The organism is Binatus sp. (SeqCode), from assembly GCF_049584895.1.
Classification (GTDB): Bacteria; Desulfobacterota; Binatia; order Binatales; family Binataceae; genus Binatus.
On sequence record NZ_JBAUYR010000081.1, the window covers coordinates 44,588 to 62,550 of the forward strand.

At 60.6% G+C, this 17,963-nt stretch carries 14 protein-coding genes and 2 tRNA genes; 8 read left to right on the top strand and 8 right to left on the bottom strand.

All coding sequences use genetic code 11. The annotated features are described in order from the left end of the window. The first annotated feature begins 86 nt into the window (after positions 1-86). The 4 genes from WB650_RS14115 to WB650_RS14130 are packed head-to-tail and all read left to right on the top strand — an operon-like array spanning position 87 to position 4,134. Positions 87-917, top strand: a complete 831-nt coding sequence (locus tag WB650_RS14115; RefSeq protein ID WP_422304670.1) for an SDR family oxidoreductase — start codon at positions 87-89, stop codon at positions 915-917. A gap of 38 nt (positions 918-955) precedes the next feature. After that, complete coding sequence (locus tag WB650_RS14120) at positions 956-1,933, top strand: ATP-binding cassette domain-containing protein (RefSeq protein ID WP_422304669.1); 978 nt, start codon at positions 956-958, stop codon at positions 1,931-1,933. A 6-nt stretch (positions 1,934-1,939) separates the two neighbouring features. Next, positions 1,940-3,046, top strand: a complete 1,107-nt coding sequence (locus tag WB650_RS14125) for an ABC transporter permease (protein ID WP_422304667.1) — start codon at positions 1,940-1,942, stop codon at positions 3,044-3,046. Beyond that, the gene (locus WB650_RS14130; protein ID WP_423960902.1) at positions 3,046-4,134 is read left to right on the top strand and encodes an ABC transporter permease; all 1,089 of its coding nucleotides are present in this window, start codon (positions 3,046-3,048) and stop codon (positions 4,132-4,134) included. Before WB650_RS14125 ends, WB650_RS14130 begins: the two co-directional genes overlap by 1 nt. A gap of 1,401 nt (positions 4,135-5,535) precedes the next feature. On the opposite strand, the gene WB650_RS14135 is transcribed toward WB650_RS14130, so the two are convergent. The 3 genes from WB650_RS14135 to dksA all read right to left on the bottom strand — a co-directional run bounded on the left by WB650_RS14135 (position 5,536) and on the right by dksA (position 6,894). Next, positions 5,536-5,608: transfer RNA gene (locus WB650_RS14135), tRNA-Ala, on the bottom strand. Between the two features lie 19 nt (positions 5,609-5,627). Continuing rightward, entirely contained in the window at positions 5,628-6,497 is an 870-nt protein-coding gene (locus WB650_RS14140) for a UTP--glucose-1-phosphate uridylyltransferase (RefSeq protein WP_423960904.1), read from the bottom strand. A gap of 37 nt (positions 6,498-6,534) precedes the next feature. Continuing rightward, the gene (dksA, locus tag WB650_RS14145) at positions 6,535-6,894 is read right to left on the bottom strand and encodes an RNA polymerase-binding protein DksA (RefSeq protein ID WP_422296884.1); all 360 of its coding nucleotides are present in this window, start codon (positions 6,892-6,894) and stop codon (positions 6,535-6,537) included. Positions 6,895-6,964: 70 nt separating this feature from the next. Between dksA and larC the strand changes: the two genes are divergently transcribed. Both larC and WB650_RS14155 read left to right on the top strand, forming a co-directional pair. After that, positions 6,965-8,146, top strand: a complete 1,182-nt coding sequence (larC, locus tag WB650_RS14150; protein ID WP_423960906.1) for a nickel pincer cofactor biosynthesis protein LarC — start codon at positions 6,965-6,967, stop codon at positions 8,144-8,146. Positions 8,147-8,165: 19 nt separating this feature from the next. Then, positions 8,166-8,819 carry a radical SAM protein gene (locus WB650_RS14155; RefSeq protein WP_422304096.1) on the top strand — a complete coding sequence of 218 codons (654 nt, stop codon included), beginning with the start codon at positions 8,166-8,168 and terminating at the stop codon, positions 8,817-8,819. Positions 8,820-9,008: 189 nt separating this feature from the next. Here the strand turns inward: WB650_RS14155 and WB650_RS14160 are convergent, their stop codons facing one another. Both WB650_RS14160 and WB650_RS14165 read right to left on the bottom strand, forming a co-directional pair. Then, complete coding sequence (locus WB650_RS14160) at positions 9,009-10,010, bottom strand: NAD(P)H-dependent flavin oxidoreductase (RefSeq protein WP_422304095.1); 1,002 nt, start codon at positions 10,008-10,010, stop codon at positions 9,009-9,011. 294 nt (positions 10,011-10,304) lie between these two features. Further along, positions 10,305-10,685, bottom strand: a complete 381-nt coding sequence (locus WB650_RS14165; protein ID WP_423960908.1) for an Hsp20/alpha crystallin family protein — start codon at positions 10,683-10,685, stop codon at positions 10,305-10,307. Between the two features lie 287 nt (positions 10,686-10,972). Here WB650_RS14165 and WB650_RS14170 point away from each other — a divergent pair, with 287 nt between their 5' ends. Together WB650_RS14170 and WB650_RS14175 are read left to right on the top strand one after the other, a co-directional pair. Then, positions 10,973-11,479, top strand: a complete 507-nt coding sequence (locus WB650_RS14170) for a DUF1931 family protein (protein WP_422304094.1) — start codon at positions 10,973-10,975, stop codon at positions 11,477-11,479. An 80-nt stretch (positions 11,480-11,559) separates the two neighbouring features. Beyond that, positions 11,560-11,651, top strand: a tRNA-Ser gene (locus WB650_RS14175). Positions 11,652-11,883: 232 nt separating this feature from the next. Here WB650_RS14175 and WB650_RS14180 read toward each other — a convergent pair. The 3 genes from WB650_RS14180 to WB650_RS14190 all read right to left on the bottom strand — a co-directional run bounded on the left by WB650_RS14180 (position 11,884) and on the right by WB650_RS14190 (position 17,934). After that, entirely contained in the window at positions 11,884-13,572 is a 1,689-nt protein-coding gene (locus WB650_RS14180) for a recombinase family protein (RefSeq protein ID WP_422304093.1), read from the bottom strand. Beyond that, positions 13,559-14,041, bottom strand: coding sequence for a DUF2924 domain-containing protein (locus WB650_RS14185; RefSeq protein WP_422304092.1), 483 nt, complete (start codon positions 14,039-14,041; stop codon positions 13,559-13,561). The genes WB650_RS14180 and WB650_RS14185 overlap by 14 nt, the downstream gene beginning before the upstream one ends. A 752-nt stretch (positions 14,042-14,793) precedes the next feature. Further along, the gene (locus tag WB650_RS14190; protein ID WP_422304099.1) at positions 14,794-17,934 is read right to left on the bottom strand and encodes an ATP-binding protein; all 3,141 of its coding nucleotides are present in this window, start codon (positions 17,932-17,934) and stop codon (positions 14,794-14,796) included. Positions 17,935-17,963: the final 29 nt, after the last annotated feature.

Here is a 17,963-nt window from a genome sequence, read left to right on the forward strand (position 1 = left end):
TGACAGGTAAATGCCCATTTACTAAGTTGCGGTTGCTGGTAAATGAGCATTTACCACTCTCGGCTTCCCACCAGAGGGAGGAGCAGATGAGCGATTCAGCCGACGATCGGACCTACGTCGTGACCGGCGCCGCTTCCGGTATCGGGGAGGCAACGACGCACTATCTGAGGGAACGAGGAGGACGCGTGATCGCGTGCGACCTTCACCATGCGGACGTGATTGGCGACTTGACCACCATCGAGGGACGCGCCGCCATGGTCGAAGGCGTGTCCCGGTTGTCGGGCGGTCGAATCGACGCAATCGTTGCGAACGCCGGAGGAGGGCCGCCGGAGACCAGCCTCCAGTTGAACTTCTTCGGTGCGGTCGCGACTCTCGAAGGTCTACGCCCGTTGCTCGCGGAGAGTGCTGCGCCTCGCGCGGTCGCGGTTTCTTCGATCGCGTCGCTGCGCCCCGATGCAGGATTCATCGAAGCGTGTCTGACGATGGACGAAAATAATGCGCTCGCGCACGCGCGAACCGTGGTCGCATCAAGGACCGCAACTCGCACGCATCACAATCCGCTGCCCGACGCCGTCCAGTTGCCGCTGGATCTGTATGGTAATGCGAAACACGCCCTCCAGCGATGGTGCCGGAGAGTCGCGGTGAGAAGCGAATGGGCCGGTGCTGGAATTCCTCTGAACGCAGTAGCGCTCGGCTTCTTCAAGACTCCCGCTGCGGCGTATGTCCTATCGGATCCGCAGAGCAATGCGGCGATGGCGCAAATGACTCCGCTCAGCGGCGCGTATCCGGGCGGTGCCGAGGAGGCCGCGGCTATACTTGCATGGTGTGTGAGTGCGCAAAACTCGCAGATGACCGGACAAATTCTCTTTGTGGACGCCGGCTTTGAGTGTCTGGCGCGTGGAGAGCGTGCCTGGTGAGCCATTTTCAGTTGAGCTGAGGAGTAGGGTGAAGTGAAATGGAACGACCGGTGCAAGTGACGGCCTCGGAGCAAGCCAAGCCCGCGTTGCTCGTGCGAGGGCTCCGCAAAAGCTTCGGCGCGCGCGTCGCGGTCGATAGTGTCGGATTCACCATCGCAGCCGGTGAAATCTACGGTCTGCTCGGACCCAACGGCGCGGGCAAAACCACTTCGATCTCGATGATCGCCGGAATCCTCGCGCGCGACGCGGGCGAAATTACCGTCGATGGCATCGATATCGACGCCGGTCTTGCGGCACGCGCGCTTATCGGGATCGTGCCGCAGGCGATCACCCTCTACCTCGATCTAACCGCGCGCGAAAATCTCGACTTCTGGGGCCGGATGTACGATCTCAGCGGCGCCCCGCTGCATGATGCGATCAAAGGCGCACTCGAGGCGGTCGGTCTCACGCCGCGCGCCGACGACATCGTCGGCACCTATTCGGGCGGGATGCAGCGACGCCTGAATCTCGCGTGCGGAATTCTGCATCGACCAAAGGTACTGATCCTGGATGAGCCGACGGTTGGCGTCGACCCGCAAAGCCGTAGCGCGATCTTCGATTTGGTGGAGCGCCTGCGCGACACCGGCACTGCGATTCTATACACCACCCACTACATGGAGGAAGCGGAGCGTCTGTGCGCGCGGATTGGAATTATCGATTCGGGCCGGCTCATCGCCGAAGGCACCCGCGACGAGCTGATAGCGAGTCTGGGGCATGATGCGCGGGTCGAGATCGGACTGGGACGCGGCGATTCGGTCGAACGCGCAGAGCGCATCGTAGGCGCGCTCAAGGGCGTGCGGTCCGCGAACGTGGAGAACGGCCATCTTCATGTGGTGGCTGACCATGGCGCGCGCCGCTTGCCCGCGATGCTGACGGCGCTGCTCGACGCGGGCGCCGTCGCCGAGAGTGTGCGCGTGGTTGAGCCAAATCTCGAAGACGTCTTCCTGCGGATGACGGGGCGCGCACTGCGCGACTGATTTCAGATGCAACACGCGCTTCTTGTTTGCCTCAAGGATCTGCGTCAGCGGCTTCGCGATCGCACCGCGATTCTGACCGCGATCGTCGCTCCGCTCGCGTTGACTGCTCTGATGGGTCTCGCGCTGGGCGGTGCGCAAGGCGGCTCCGGGATGCGGCTGTGCATCGCGGATCTCGACCACTCGAAGCTGTCATCCGGGTTCGTTGATTTCGTAAAGCGGCCTGCGCTGGGCGGAAGGATCCGGGTCGAACCGGTGGACTCACTTCCCGCGGCAGAAAAGATGATCCAGGAGCATCAGGCGGAATGCGCGGTGGTGATGAGCCCCGGATTCGGGCGCGCGATCGAGAGCGGGAATCCTCCGCCGGCTGAGATTCTCGCCGCGCGCGGCGAACAGTTCGCGATGCAGGGGACCGGCGAGCTCTTCCGTGATTTCATATATCGTGCGGCAATCCCGCACGATCGCGCAGTCCCCGAAGTGATTCCGCGTTCCGCGGGCGGGCAGATGCGAATCGTCGACTTTTTTGCGGCGTCGATGACCGTGCTGTTCCTGAACTTCGGGGTGTTGTCAGGAGTCCGCGCGCTGCAAGCGGAGGTCGATTCGCGCACAATGTCGCGGCTGATCGCCTCGCCCACACCGCCATACGCGATTGTCGCGGGGAAACTCGCCGCACTATTCCTCATCGGGCTTATTCAGATGGGAACCATGATCGCGGCGACCTCTTTCATGTTCGGCACGCGATGGGGGAACCCGCTGCCGGCTGCGGCGCTGATGTTCACCAGTGTGCTGATGGCGATCGGATTGACTGCGTTCCTGATGAGTCTCGCTAACAACGCTGAACAGGGAACCGCACTGGCGGCGATGGTTATCGCCCTGCTCTCAATCGTCGGCGGACAGTTCCTGCCTCCGCAGGGACTTCCCGACGTGTTCGAGACCCTGACTCGACTTACGCCGAACGGACAGGCGTTCTTCGGCTTTCTCGATTTGTCCGCCGCCGGCGCTCACGGAACCTTGATGACGATAGCGGAGCCGCTGGCCGTTACGGCGATAGTCGGATTGAGCGGTATCGCGCTCGCGGGGCTGAGGGCTCGTGGATCACTCCAGAGGATGACCTGATGCCACTATCGCATAGTCTGAACGTGATCTTCGGCGCGGCAGCCGTCAGCGGCGCGGGCGTCCGGCGCGACCGCCGCAGGCTCCTGGTGTTGTTCCTGCTGCCAACCCTGGTGATGGCCATCGTCGGCTTCGCGATGGGCGGTTACAGCAGCGCGTCATTCGAGGTTGGCCTCGTCGATCGAGCGAATACGAGCGAGAGCCGGGCGCTCGCCGCGGCGCTGGTATCCAATGAACGGTATCAGATTCGCGATTATACCAATGAGGAGAGGCTTAAACTCGCGGTTTTCCGCGGCAGGATGAACGCCGGGATTTTGATTCCGCCCGGCTGGCATGGCGACCAGAACCTTGTTGTATACCTCTCGAGTGCGAGCGCCGGCGCCGCCATCATGCGAGCCGGCATCAACACGGAATTGAGTCGGATGGCGCGAGGCGGTCAACCGTTCGAAATTCCGATTCGCTACCCTGCGGGCGGGCACGCCGGTGTTCCGCGTCTCGGATTCGCTTACACAGCGCCCGCGAACCTGGTGCTATTCGTGATGGTCACCGGGTTCGTCTCGGCCCTCACCATCCTCCAGCTTCGCGAAAGCGGCATTTCGCGCCGGCTGCTGGCCGCGCCACGCCGGACCTGGGAACTGCTCGCGATGCTCGCGATCGCGCCGGCACAGCAGATGATCGCGCAAGCGGTGTTCATGATTGTCGCCGCGCGGTTTTTCTTCGGCATTCATTGGGGCGATACCGTAGGGCTCGTGTTGACTACCGCGGCGGTCACTTCGCTGGGCGTCGCGATCGTCCTCTTGATGGGCACGGTGTTTCGCACCCGGCAGCAAGCGACCGCGCTCGGTCCGTGGATCGCCGTGTCCATCGGCATGCTCGGAGGATGCATGTGGCCGCTCGAAATCGTCCCCCCGTTCATGAAGACCCTGGCCCGTCTCTCGCCCGCCTCATGGGCAATGAACGCGTACCTTGGCCTGATCTTCGATCACGCAACGTTTTCCGAAATAGCTCCAGACATCGCAATGGTGTTCGCTTTTGCGGCCGTCATCGCGACGGCCGGCATAGTCCGTCTGCGGCCGCAGTTGTCGCGATAGAAGGCGAATCTATGGCGATGATCCACGGACTTGGCAAAATCGCGCCGGGTAGGTTTGCCAGATTCGGGCGATTCGTGCCGCCGGAGTCGTTCTCTGGGTCCGCGCTCGATCGCGAATCGCGCGCACACGCGTGGATTTCGATCGATTCTCCGCGATGTCCAAGATCCGGGAGACTGGATGGTGGAGCAGAGAGGATTTGAACTCTCAGACCCTATTCTCGTCTGCCAGACGACGGCTGATTGTTCAGTTTATCGTCGGTGAGTTCAATTCCCCATTGAAGTCACCTTTGCCGGTGGCAAGATCGGCCGGCTCCGAGACGTGCTCGTGAACATTATTTTTCTTGCCCGGGCGACGTGACTCTTGAAGGCGTCGAGTTTCCCCGGACGGGGCTGTGAGAAAACCCCCTCGCTCACAGCTGCCATTGTGTTCTCCTCTTGGGCTTTGGTTTTGCCCAACTAGGGTTCAGAGCAGATCATCCGTTCCCTTACTGCGCTGACATCCTTAGGGCAAACCTGCGGTTCGGCGGAAATCTCGTCAATTCGTCACATGTGTTCGAGGGCCAATGGACCGTCCAGACGGTCTTTACACACAGCCGCAATGAATCTATAAGTACAATGAGTCTACAATAAGTAGCGCATCTTAACGCCTTCATCGATGACGCCAAAAGAGATTGCGCCGACGACCCAAGTTGAGCAATGGCAATGGGAACCAATCGTTATTTTTTGCCAAAAAGCCGAACAGTCAGGCGAAAAGGCGAAATGGACAAGATCACGAGAATGTCTTTGAGGTGCTTGGGTCTCAGGGGGGTAAGACGATGGCAGAATACGATTTGATTTCTCGCAGAATGCCGCCAGCGGGGGCCACTGAGCGAGCGGCCCGGCGAAAGACATTTTCGCTCGCTGTGGGCGCAGCGCTGCTCCTACTGGCAATCGGAAATTCCGCCTGCCTTTACATTCCGCCGATTCCAGAGGACCCGACGCCAACTCCGGGCTGGAACGAGAATAAATCTCAGCTCCAAGAAAATGGAATCCACCTCCAGCAATCAGCGGAGAACCATAGCGTCTCGACGTCCGAGGTTGCGAATTCAGTCGCGGCCAAATCGTTGCCGAATACGCACTAATTGTCGCGAGCGATCAATGTAACCGGACCGTTACGTAACAATTGTGTGTTACCTACCGTTCCATGCAGATTTTCGCCGCACTTACGGATGATCAGGCTGCGGCGAATGGAAGGCGATGCTCCGCGGACCTAGGTAAATCGCGCCGAGAGAGAAATTTGCCGATTTGGGCGAATCGCTGCCTTTAGAGCCGCTCTCTGGTCCGCGCGCGATCTCAAATCGCGCGTACACGCGAGGATTTCGATCGATTCTCCGCGATGTCCGAGATCCTGGAGACTGAAATGTGGAGCAGAAGGGATTTGAACCCTCGACCCCTACGTTGCGAACGTAGTGCTCTCCCAGCTGAGCTACTGCCCCATCCTGTGGCGTGATGCGATTACTCTTGTGAGATAACTGACTTCAGATACGCTCGCAACCTGTCGGCCAGGTCGGGACGCTTCAACCCGAAACCGATTTGCGCCGAGATAAACCCAACGCGGTCGCCGAGGTCGTATCGAATGCCCTCGAACTCGTAGCCGTAGATCTTGCGGCGCGACGTGAGAGCCATCAGCGCGTCCGTCAATTGTATTTCTCCGCCGGCGCCCGGCTTCCCCGCGGCGAGCAATTCGAAAATGTCGGGCGTCAGCACGTAGCGTCCCATGATTGCGAATTCGCTCGGCGCTTTTTCGGGCGCCGGCTTCTCGACCATCCCGCGCAGCTCGTAAGTGCGATCGCCGGCGGCTTTCGCGTCGACAATCCCGTACTTCGAGATCTCGCTGCGCGCCACTTTGAGCAGCGCAACCACTGGCGCATCGCGCGTCTCGGCTACGTCCAGGAGCTGGCGGAGGCATGGACGCGGGCAATCGAAAATGTCGTCGGGGAGCATCACGGCGAACGGCTCGTCGCCGACCGCCTCGCGCGCTTGCAGCACCGCATGCCCGAGACCGAGTGGCTGCCGCTGTTCGGCGACTGTGATGCGCGCAGGATTGTTGCTCCGCAGGATCAGTTCGAGGATGACGCGCTTGCCGCGCTCTTCGAGATGGCGCTCGAGCTCAAGGTTGGGCTTGAAGTGATCGACGACGGTGTTCTTGCCCGGGCTGATGACGATGATGATTTCCGTGATGCCGGACGCGACCGCTTCCTCGACGACGACCTGGATCGCCGGCGTGTCTATCACCGGCAGCAATTCCTTCGGGATCACCTTCGACGACGGAAGCATCCGCGTGCCCATGCCGGCCGCGAGAATGACAGCCTTTTTAACTTTCATAGCAGTGCGATTTTCCGGATTGGTGGAATGGGGGTGCTTAGATCTTCGCTTCGCGCGCTTCCTGTGCGGACTTGCATGCGATGCACAGCGTGGTGACGGGGCGTGCCTTCAGCCGCTCGATCCCGATTTCGCCGCCGCATTCTTCGCATCGTCCGTACGATCCATCTTCGATTCGCGCGAATGCCTCGCTGATCTTGGAGAGCAACTTTCGCTCGCGATCGCGCATCCGCAGCAGGAAGTTGCGATCCGATTCGAGCGCGGCGCGGTCAGTAGGATCGGCCGGCGCCTCGTCCGACTCGTGGTTCATGGTGCCGACGGCGCGCTCCGCTTCCTGGAGAATGTCGCGTTTGCGGCCTTCGAGCAGTTTTCTGAATAGCTTGAGGTCTCTTTGCCTCACGGTTGAACAATCCGCTACGAACCGAGTTTTTGATTCTATAGACGCCCTGCTACCATGTAAAGATTCCGCGATGAAAACAGCTTACTTCGACGCGTTCTCCGGGCTGAGCGGCGACATGATCGTCGGCGCAATCATCGATTGCGGCTCCGATTTTGGCGAACTCGAGCGCGCGATAAAGTCGATGCCGATTGCAGGTTACCGGCTCTCGACTCGGCGCAAAACTTTGAGCGGCATCTCCGCGCTCAAGTTCGACGTCGCTGTGACCGATCCGCAACCCGAGCGTCATTTCGGTGAGATTCGCGCGCTGATCGACGCGTCTCAACTCTCGACGACGATCAAGAAGCGTGCAATTTCGATCTTCGAAGTGCTCGCGCAGGCCGAGGCCAAGATTCACAACACGACGCCCGACCACGTTCACTTTCATGAAGTCGGCGCGGTCGATTCGATCATCGATATTGTCGGCGCGGCGTGGGGACTCGAGCATCTCGGTGTCGGCGACGTGATCGTGTCACCGCTCCCGATGGGCAATGGATTCGCGCGCTCGCAGCACGGAGTCATTCCAGTGCCCGCGCCCGCGACGGTCGAGTTGCTGTCAGGGTTCCCGCTGAAGATAGGCGACGGTGCGCATGAGATGGTCACGCCGACCGGCGCAGCGGTGGTCCGTGCGCTCGCGCGTCCGGCCGCGATTCCGCTCGCATTCGAAGTCGAGAAGATCGGTTACGGCGCGGGCGCGCGTGAGCTGGAGGATCGGCCCAACGTCTTGCGCTTGATGCTCGGACATGAGCGCGCCGCTTTCGACAGTGACGAGATAATCGAGATCTCCGCGAACATCGATGACCTTAGTCCGCAGATCTACGACCACCTGATGAATCGGTTGTTCGAAGCCGGCGCGCGCGATGTCACGCTCACGCCGACGATGATGAAGAAGAGCCGGCCGGCGATAACCTTGGGCGTTATTGCAGAGGCCGCGATGCGCGATGCGCTTGCGAAGATCATTTTCGCGGAGACCTCGACCATCGGATTGCGCTTTCACGCTGTCGAGCGGCTGAAATTGCATCGCGAGATCAGCGAGGTCGACACCCGATGGGGCAAAGTTCGCGTCAAGACCTCGGGAGCGAATGGCGGCGCGCCAACTACGATTTCGCCTGAGTATGACGACTGCCGGCGAATCGCAGCGGAGCACAACGTTGCGCTGCGCGTGGTGATCGAAGAGGCGAGAGTTGCCGCACAAAAGTTAGCATCGCTCCGCTGAAAAGAGTCTCCTGAAAAAAATGATTTCCGAGCGCCTGCACATCAACGAGATTTTTTACAGCATCCAGGGTGAATCCACGCACGCGGGACGTCCATGCGTGTTCGTGCGGCTGACAGGATGCAATCTGCGATGCAAATGGTGCGACACCGAGTACGCCTTTTACGAGGGGAGTCGCATGTCGATATCGGAAGTCGCTGAAAAGATTCGCGGCTACGGATGCGACCTGGTCGAAGTGACGGGAGGCGAACCGCTACTGCAGGAAGGCGTATATCCGCTGACGGAGGCGATGCTCGAAGCGGGCGCGACGGTGATGATCGAAACGTCGGGGGCGGTTGACGTCAGTAAGCTCGACTCGCGCGTCATCAAGATCATGGACCTCAAGTGTCCCGGCAGCGGCGAATGCGAACGAAATCTCTGGAGCAACCTCGACCACCTGACGATGCGCGACGAGATCAAATTCGTAGTCGCAGATCGGGCGGACTACGAGTGGGCGCGCAATGCTATCGTGACGCGTGACCTGGCTCGACGCGCGGGAGCGCTACTGCTGAGTCCGGTGTTCAGGCAACTCGATCCGGCGGCGCTGGCCTCGTGGATACTAGAGGATCGCTTGCCGGCCCGCATGCAATTGCAAATGCACAAGCAGATCTGGCCGGGCATCCCCCGCGGCGTGTGACCGCGAGAGTGAAGAAGGATCGGGATTCTTCGCTTCGCTCTGAATGACACAAGCACAGAACCCCCGAGCAAAGTAGTGCGCTGCGCGCAACTTTGCGATTGATACTGGGTGCAGGGGTCACCCCTGCCGCGGAAGCGTGAAACCCACGGAAGGTTTCACATTCAATAGAGTGATTTACCCTTCCGCGTCCTATCGCGAAGGTGCCGCGGAATGCTGGCGCGCTGGATCTCCCGACATCAATTGCTGCGCTTTGCGCAGTGCTGCTTCGGTCTCGCGCAGCAAGTCGGCGAACACTTCAGCGGCCGGCTTGATCTCGTGTATCAGGCCCGCGCCCTGTCCAGTCGGCATGAAGGTGCGATTCGGATCGATGTCGGCGCCGCCGCGTCCGGTGTAGTTCATGACCCCGTTGCGCGAAGAGGTCTGCGCCTGCAGCGGGAATGGCTGGATCTTCGACGGGTCCTTTTCCCACTCGAGTGCGTACTCGGTGCGGATGACGCGGCAGGTCTTGCCGGTGTACGCGCGCGTCCGCAAGGTGGAATCTTCGTGCGCCCTGACGATTGCCTCGCGATAGCCCTGCGCCGCCTGCGCCTCAGGCGTTGCGATAAAGCGGGTGCCGATCACGACGCCCTGCGCACCGACCGTGAGCGCCGCCGCTACCTGGCGCCCGTCCGCGATTCCTCCGGCAGCCAGCACCGGCAGTCGCACTGCGTCGATCATTTGCGGCACCAGCGAGAGCATTCCGATTTCGCCGGTATGCCCTCCCGCCTCGGTGCCTTGCGCGACGACCACGTCAGCGCCGGCGTCCTGCGACTTGACCCCGTGATGGACCTTGCCGCACATCACGACGATTTTCATCCCGTTGTCATGCATCACCTTGACGAATTCCTGTGGCACCGAAAGTCCGGCGACGAAGACCTTGACCTTTTCTTCGATCATCACCGGCACGTGCGGACGCATCATGTCGGGAATCGGCGCGAGCAGATCGACGGCGAACGGCTTGTCGGTCAGCTCGCGAGTCTTGCGAATTTCCGTGCGCAGATCGTCGGGGCTCAGCGACGCGGCGCCGATCACGCCAAGTCCGCCGGCGTTGGAGACTGCGGCGACCAGCTTGTGCATCGCGACGCCGCCCATTCCGGCGAGCAGAATCGGGTACTTGATTCCAAAGTAATCGCAAATCGGCGTATGCAGCATGAATCGTCTCCAGTAGTGAGCCGTCTGTGCGACTGGCTCCTGATGACTGTTTAGTCTGGCGGGTATGGCGCGATCAAGCGCATCCGATTGCGCCGCTTTTATAAGTGCGGCGGCGCCGGCTGCGTTTAGACTTCGTGGAGCGTTCGGGAGGTCGTGAAGGGAAGCACCTCACCCCTCAACCCTCTCCCTTCAGGCGAGGGGAACCAGCGCGGAGACGCCGCTGTCAAACGCGCGCGCGGCGTCACCATCGAGCCGTTGTCGTCAATGTCACGCTGCCTGGCCGGTCTGTCCTGATTAGTCCTTGACGCGGATAACCCTTGGCGGACTGACCAATGCCTTGGGAGCGTAGATCTTCAGAATCCCGGCCTCCACTGTGGCTCGCACTTTATCGGGATCTATCTCCATCGGGAAATCGAACAATCGTGACCACGGACGGCTATCTTGTTCGCGCTGGAGGTATATCCGGTCAGAATTTTCTTCCTGCGATGGGTGCGTAGACACTCTCAGGCCGTCGGGTGTTGCCTCAACGGCGATTTCTTCAGGCTTTAAACCAGGGACGTGTATCTCTACGACGTACGCCTCACCGCCAGCGGGTTCGTACACATCGGCCGTAGTGGGAGGCGGGGGGAGGGCGGGTCTCATGGAAACGTCAAGCCAACTCGGTTGCTGATCCATGTGATACCTCCATTCAGATCGTGTTTTGTGTTCGAGCAAGATCCAAGCCGGGATCGAGGCTTAGTGACCTCTCCGTGCGGAGAGGGTGTTAGTGAATCGCTGGTGCTTTAAGGTCGTTGAGGAAACGCATCGGGCTTGGCCCGATATTCGCACCAACTATCGCACTCGAGCCGGAACTACGACTTCGCGACATCTGCTGGGGACGCCCTTCCGCCTGCCATGTAGACGTCCAATCGACATAGGTGAGGCAGGGGCCACACATCTTGTGAATGAGAGGAGTACCAAAAATGGCAGATCCAGATTCGATTCAAATCCAGGTAGTTCGAAACCTGAATCCGTATAAGCGTGTTGGAGGTATCGTCAAGATCGAGCACTTCTTTCGGGTCGCTGCCAGCGTGGATATCGATAAAGCCGACGTTAAACGTTATTACGACTTTGTCGACCATAAGGTGTCAGATTTGCTGCTGATGGGAGAAGCTGCGGCCAGTGCGAACGGCCGAGATATCGTAGAACCGTGGGACCTTCCTATTACCAAGGGCCTCCAGGAAAGTATCCATGTTTTCGAGAGGCTCGATGTGGACATCGGACTCGAGCCCATACTTGACAAGAAAGCCCCGCGTCCAGCGGATCTCGACCGGCCTTACAGCCTGGAGACTGATGCACGTCTGCCGGCGATCGCGGGTGGGGTAAGCGTCGCGCTCGCGCGCTCTTTCAAGATCATCGATCCTGAGATAAAGCATCCCGCGACTGAGCACTGGGAGCGCGCATTTCAAATCTTCAATCAATTGCTGTAGACCGCCTCAAATCGGCTATCGGTTTACAGGGAGATCGGGTGGCTCCGCGCGGTTGTGTGATGCATAATCGCGTTTCGCGCGGAGAGGTGGCCGAGCCCGGTTTAAGGCGCACGCCTGGAACGCGTGTAGACTCGAAAGGGTCTCGGGGGTTCGAATCCCCCCCTCTCCGCCATACAGTCTGGCATGTTTCCATACATTATGGAGAAGCGATAAAATCGGCGCGTGGGGCGCGATTCACGCGCGGTCGTGGACGCGGAGAATGCCAATGGTGGCGGCTGAGCACAAATTCCGCGCAAGATTCTCTGTTCGCGATTTTCGCATGTCCATCTGCGAACCGGCCGACATTTTGCGAGGAAGCGTCCTCGGGAAGAAGGCCGGACGCAGGCAACTACGCCCGCGTCAGTCTATCGGGGTTCCAGAGCTTGCTCCTGCGCAGTCCAGAGCGGGGGCAGTTCGATTCTTTGGGTAATCGCTATAGCGCTGAGGTCTGCGGGCTGCCGGCCTTGGGCGATTGCCTCAACGATCCTTGGCGCCAGAAACGCCAGTCGCATCACGCGCCGCACGTGACGGCCCGTAACATGTTCTCGCCTGGCGATTTCGCCGATCGATTGCGCCCGGCCAGCCAGCAGATCGTTGGACCATCGATACGCACGAGCGGTCGCGTTAAGCAGTGGTAGATCAACGCGTGGCAGGGATGCAGCGTCACCATTAATGATCAGGCGCATCTCAACGCCGCGCCGCTTCATCCGCATCGGAACGAATCGACTTAGCGCAAGTTCGGTCGGAGTCGCGGTATCACGTCCTTCATCGGATGGGATCGGCAATTTGATGGAAACCTGGATGCCGTTCTCCTTCAGTCCGACGCGTTCGACTAGACGGGTTAGGGCTGATGCAGCGTCCGCTTCGGACCGCAGGCTTTGAATCCAGGCTTCGGCGACCTTGAATATCGAAGGCAATCGGTTCGCATCGATGTTGAGTTCTTCAATCGCTCCAGCGATCGCCACTCGATCACCGAGAATCTGCCGAGCCGCAGCGCGGACGGCTCGCTCAAGCTCCGGTGCAGCTACGCGCCACCCGCGCTGGTCATCCTGCAATGATCCCCTGACCAATCCGCGCGAGACGTAGTAGCGATAGTGGCGCGCGCTCTTTACCGCACCCTGCACGTATAGGGGCGCGCCGTTCTCGTCGAACAGTTTACCCGCAAGCGGGCTGGAAGGCGCCTTGGTCGGGCGTTCGCGATGGGCGGCGGCTTGATCGCGCAAGCGCTGCTGGACCTTCTCCCACAGTTCCCGGCCCACTATCGACTGGTGTTGCCCTGGATGGCGTACCTTCTTGTGACGAATTTCGCCCAGGTAGATCGGGTTCGACAGCAGCTCGTAAAGAGCGCCGCGCGAAAATTGACGGCCGCCCGATCGCACTCCGTTTTTCGACACCCGGATTTTGGAGATGATCTCACGGCGCTCCAAATCATTTCTCAGGAGCCGGACGGAACCGAGTTCGAGATATCGCTCATAGATGTGTTTCACCGTCGCGGCTTCGGCCCGATTGACTACCAGCCGGCGATCGCGGACGTCGTAGCCCAGTGGCGGCACTCCGCCCATCCACATGCCCTTGCGCTTGGAGGCGGCGATCTTGTCCCGGATCCGCTCGCCCGTTACCTCCCGCTCGAATTGTGCGAAGGACAGTAGGACGTTGAGCGTAAGTCGGCCCATTGAGGTAGTGGTGTTGAACTGCTGGGTGACTGCGACAAACGAAATGCCGTGCGCGTCGAACACCTCAACCATCTTGGCGAAGTCGGCGAGCGAGCGGGTCAGGCGATCGACTTTATAGACGACCACGACGTCGACGAGTCTGCGCCTTATATCTTCCAACAGGCGTTGAAGGGCGGGACGCTCCATGGTCCCACCTGAAAGGCCTCCATCATCATAAGCGGTCTTGACGAGCCGCCAGCCCTCGCCCGTTTGGCTCTTGATGAACGCCTCACACGCCTCGCGCTGCGCGTGCAGCGAGTTGAAGTCCTGCTCCAGTCCTTCCTCGGAAGATTTGCGGGTGTAGATCGCGCAGCGCCTTGTTCGCGGCTTAGGGCGTTCCATCACGGCTCTCCTCTTGTGCTCGCTTGAGTCCGAAGAATAAGGGACCCGACCATCGAGTCCCGGTGATCTCTCGCGCGACTTCCGAGAGCGAACGGTAACGCTTGCCCCCGAAAGAAAATCCCTTTTCGAGAACGCTTACCTGATGGCTCATGCCGCGCCATTCACGCACTAGCACCACGCCGGGCTGCAAGATTCGAGACGGTGCCGCAGCGAAAGCCGACCCGTTAGCGCCGTCATTGGCGAACTCTGCCAGCAAGCGCTGCGTCGACGGCTTGAGGCCGCCGAAAGCTTCTTCCTGGAGCCGATATGCGATCGCGCGCATCAGAAACGACCGGCGGATATCGCGCGACGGCGCTTTGCCGAACATGGCTTTCCAGCCCTCGCGAAGGTCCTTGGTACTAGCCTTTGACAGGCCCGCAATCTCCGCAGGAAGAGCATCTCGGTTCAGAACCTGCGCCCGTCGCTTCATGATCCTTTCTCTCGGTATTTCGGGATTTTCAGCTCAGCATCCAACCTCATATCTGGTCCTCCTTAAGGTGGGCGATTCGCCCCCCGATGACACACACATTGCTCGATTCGCGGCACGGAGCCAGTCGTGTGCGGCGGGAGATTTGGGCAATATCGCGCTTACCCAAGTCTCGTCCTCTAGCTGCATCCCCATTCGCCTTCCAATCGCTCTGGCCGCGCAGACCCTTGATGTGCGCCGATAGTGGGCTCCTTTTTGCGCGAGGAAACCGCTCGCTTCACGCGCCGACCAGAGCGAACATCCCGACGAGCCCTTACGGCTCAAGGAGATTCAGAGCGATGGAACAAGCGAAACTGGCGAAGGGAAGCGCGCATAAGCCGATCGGAAATTCCTCAACATCGGCCCCGAAAAAAGCCACTCGAAAAAGGGCTGAGTCGGCACGGCCGCTCCGGAAGCAGATCGGGAGCAAGTCGAAATCAGACAAACTGGTTTGCCGCTATTGCGGGAGCGATGACCTGGCTCCGAGTTTCATCAAGCGGCGGGATCGCCGATGCCGCAAGTGTTTTACTAAGCGCTATGGATCAGCGGCACGCACGCGGAAGGCGAAGGTCAAGAAATAGTTAGACCCCCTTTTGAGATGAGGGGCCGGGCTCGAAAAGGGCTCGGCCCTTTTTTGCGTCTTGAGCTATTCAGAATATTGCAAACCCCCTTCCGCCGATCGATCGCAGGATGACGAACCATATGGTATCGCCCGCTCAGCCGAGCTGGTCGAGCAGGGCCTTGGCGTCTTTCAGGTCGGCGGTGTCGAAGCCCTCGGTGAACCAGCCGTAGATTTCCGCGAGCATCGCGCGGGCCTCGTCGCGATGACCCTGCTTCGCGAGCAGCCGCGCGAGACTGGTGGTCGCGAGCAGCTCGAATGATCTGGCTTCTTCGCTGCGAGCAATCCGGATCGCGTCGCGGAAGAGGTCTTCGGCCTCGCGCTCGCTGCAGCGTCCGGCCTCGAGCTGCAGCTCACCCCGGACGCGTTTCACAGCAGAGGAGAACCTCGGCGTCCAGGTGGTCTGGTCCAACAGGGCCAGCGCTTCATCGAATCGGCGGAGTTTCCTGTACGCCTCGAACGCATCGAAAAGGGCACCGCCAGCCGCCAAGGCCTCCGCGCGTCGCGCGGCCATAATTCGCTGAACCTCGTTGAGCCCTTCCTCGACGCTGCCCTTTTTCAGCAGGCACCAAGCGCGCCAGTAAGTTCCCTCCGCTCTGTAGAGCCCGAACCCGTGCTCATCCGCCAGCACGCTCATCTCATTCGCCGCTTCCTCAAGCGCAGAGACCTCGCCGCGATCTCGGTAGACCGTGCAGACGCCGGAATACGCCGAGCATAACACAAAGGGCCTCCCCAGCTTGCGCGCCAGCGTCAGTGCTTCGCGGCAACGCTCAAGAGCCTGGTCCGGAAAACCGAGCCACCAAAGAACCTCACCGTACATGCAGAGGGCCGCAATGCGCGGATCCGCAACCGGAAAGACCGTGTGCTCCGCAATAGCGGGAATGAGAGCGATGGCTTTCTCGAGATGCGCTCGGGCGTCACGGTGCCGGCCCAGGAATTCGAGGATGTCTCCAAGCGCGGTATTCGCCCATAACCGCTTTGCGGGACCGGGTTCACGCTCGGCCAGCGCAAGGAGCTGTTGCGAAGTCTCGAGGTCGTTCTGCCATTGGCTCTTGAAATTGTAGAAGTACCTGAGGCCCAGCAGCACGCGGAAGAGCCGCCGGGTGTCGCCCAGCTGCGTGCAGAGATCCCGGGCGCGCACCAGCGCCGCGCCCACCTCGTCATCGGCGGGACCTCTGGCGGCGCCTGCAGCCTCCGCAAACGTGATTTGCAGGCTCGCTTCCTCGCGCCGGCGCTCGTCGTCCTCGGGCAGGCTTTTCAGCAATTGGAGTGCGGCGTTCAGATGGACGATTACTTCGCTGTGGGCCAAGCGCCGATGAGCCTGCTGGCCCGCCAAGCCCAGATATTCGAGCGCCTTTCGAACGTTGGCGCTGCGGCCGTAGTGGTAAGCGAGTTGGCTCAGATGATCGTCGATTGATTGAGCGAATGACGCTTCCATAGCGGAACCGACTCGTTCGTGCAGCAGCTTTCTGCGCTCGATCAGCACCGAGTTGTACGCGACATCGTGGGTGAGCGCGTGCTTGAAGGTGTACTGAAGGTCGCCTACCGCGGGCTGCTCGTAGATGAACTCGGCCAGTTGAAGGTTGTTGAGCATCGAATCGATCTCGTCGTCGGGCTTCTTGGTGATCTCGCGTACTAGCGCGAGCGGAAAGTCTTTTCCGATCACGGCCACGGTTTGCAACAGCTCCTTCTCAGCCGCGGGCAGGCGGTCGATCCGCGCCGCCAGTATCCCCTGTACGGTGAGAGGAATCTTTAGCTCATTGAGCGACTTGGTGACCTTGATCGCCGCCCCGTCGCGTACCAGTGCACCCTCATCGAGCAACACCTGTACCGTCTCTTCCATGAAGAACGGGTTGCCCTCGGTTCTCACGATGATGAGACGCTTGAGTGGAATCAGGTCCTTGCCCTCGCCGAGCAGCGCGGCGAGCATTTCCTCCGCACCGTCCTTACCGAGCGGGTCCAGCCGAAGCTGGGTATAGTAGGTCTTTCTGTCCCACTGATGCTGGTACTCGGGACGATAGTTGACCAGGAGCGAGATCTTCGCGGTCCCAATCGAGTCGGCGAGTAGATTCAGAAACGCCTGCGTCTCCTCATCGATCCAGTGCAGGTCCTCGAACATCAGCATCAGCGGTTGATTCAATGACTCGCGCAGCAGGACTCGCTTGATCGCGTCGAGCGTGCGGCGCTTGCGGATCTGGGCATCCATGCCCGCGAGCGGATCGTCCTGGTCCGCGATGCCTAGCAGCGCAAGCACGTATGGGAGCGTGTCCTCCAACGCACGGTCGAGTGTCAGGACATTGCCGGTGACCTTCGCCCGACGCGCGCGTTGATCATCTTCGCCCAGGATTTTGAAATAGTTGTACAGCAGGTCGATGACCGCAAAGTAAGCGGATGCCTTCCCGTGCGACACGGAGAAACTCTCCAGCACCATCCAGCCTGACTGGTTCCTGGCTTTGAACTCGTAAAAGAGGCGCGACTTCCCAACCCCCGGATCGGCCACCGCGGCCACGATCTGCCCGTGCCCCTGCCTGGCGAGCTCGGCCGCATGACAGAGCGCATCCATCTGCCGCTCGCGCCCGACAAACTTTGTGTACCCTCGGCTGGCTGAGCGTTGAAGCCGCGTGCGCAGCGGGCCGAGACCGGTCACTTCGTAGACGTTGATCGGCTCGCTGACGCCTTTGACCCTGGTCGGACCCAGCGGCTTGAGCGTGAAGTATCCCTCGACGAATTTGCGCGTCTGCTCGCTGATTGCGATCGAGCCGGTCGGCGCGAGCGACTGCATCCGTGAGGCGAGATTGTTCGTGTGGCCGATTGGCGTGTACTCAGTATGTCCCTCGCCGGTCGCGATCGAACGAACGACAACCTCGCCGGTGTTCACACCGACGCGCGCTTCGAGCGGCAGATTGCCTGCCTCGCGCAAGCGCGCCGAATAGCGTTTCAGCTCTTCTTGCATCCGCAGTGCCGCGTACAGCGCGCGCTGCGGATGCTCCTCGTGCGCGATCGGCGCGCCGAACAGCGCGAAGATGCCGTCGCCGGTCGATTGCACGATGTACCCGTCGTAGCGGCGGACGGCGTCGATCATCAGGTTGAGTGCGGGATCGACAATCGCGCGCGCCTCTTCGGGATCGAGGTCCTGCTCGAGCTCGGTCGAGCCTTTGATATCCGCGAACAGGGCCGTGACCGTCTTGCGCTCGCCCTCGAGATTCTCGGGTGAGCTACTCTCCGCCGCGACACGCACGTCGGAGGTCGACCCTCGCGGCGGTGAAG

Excerpts from the sequence above, each read along its gene's own strand:
- WB650_RS14125 (WP_422304667.1), top strand. The coding sequence starts at position 1,940 with ATGCAACACGCGCTTCTTGTTTGCCTCAAGGATCTGCGTCAGCGGCTT.
- WB650_RS14140 (WP_423960904.1), bottom strand. The coding sequence starts at position 6,497 with ATGAAAGTTAAAAAGGCTGTCATTCTCGCGGCCGGCATGGGCACGCGG.
- WB650_RS14155 (WP_422304096.1), top strand. The coding sequence starts at position 8,166 with ATGATTTCCGAGCGCCTGCACATCAACGAGATTTTTTACAGCATCCAG.
- larC (WP_423960906.1), top strand. The coding sequence starts at position 6,965 with ATGAAAACAGCTTACTTCGACGCGTTCTCCGGGCTGAGCGGCGACATG.
- WB650_RS14120 (WP_422304669.1), top strand. The coding sequence starts at position 956 with ATGGAACGACCGGTGCAAGTGACGGCCTCGGAGCAAGCCAAGCCCGCG.
- WB650_RS14160 (WP_422304095.1), bottom strand. The coding sequence starts at position 10,010 with ATGCTGCATACGCCGATTTGCGATTACTTTGGAATCAAGTACCCGATT.
- WB650_RS14165 (WP_423960908.1), bottom strand. The coding sequence starts at position 10,685 with ATGGATCAGCAACCGAGTTGGCTTGACGTTTCCATGAGACCCGCCCTC.
- WB650_RS14185 (WP_422304092.1), bottom strand. The coding sequence starts at position 14,041 with ATGAAGCGACGGGCGCAGGTTCTGAACCGAGATGCTCTTCCTGCGGAG.
- WB650_RS14130 (WP_423960902.1), top strand. The coding sequence starts at position 3,046 with ATGCCACTATCGCATAGTCTGAACGTGATCTTCGGCGCGGCAGCCGTC.
- WB650_RS14170 (WP_422304094.1), top strand. The coding sequence starts at position 10,973 with ATGGCAGATCCAGATTCGATTCAAATCCAGGTAGTTCGAAACCTGAAT.
- WB650_RS14180 (WP_422304093.1), bottom strand. The coding sequence starts at position 13,572 with ATGGAACGCCCTAAGCCGCGAACAAGGCGCTGCGCGATCTACACCCGC.
- WB650_RS14115 (WP_422304670.1), top strand. The coding sequence starts at position 87 with ATGAGCGATTCAGCCGACGATCGGACCTACGTCGTGACCGGCGCCGCT.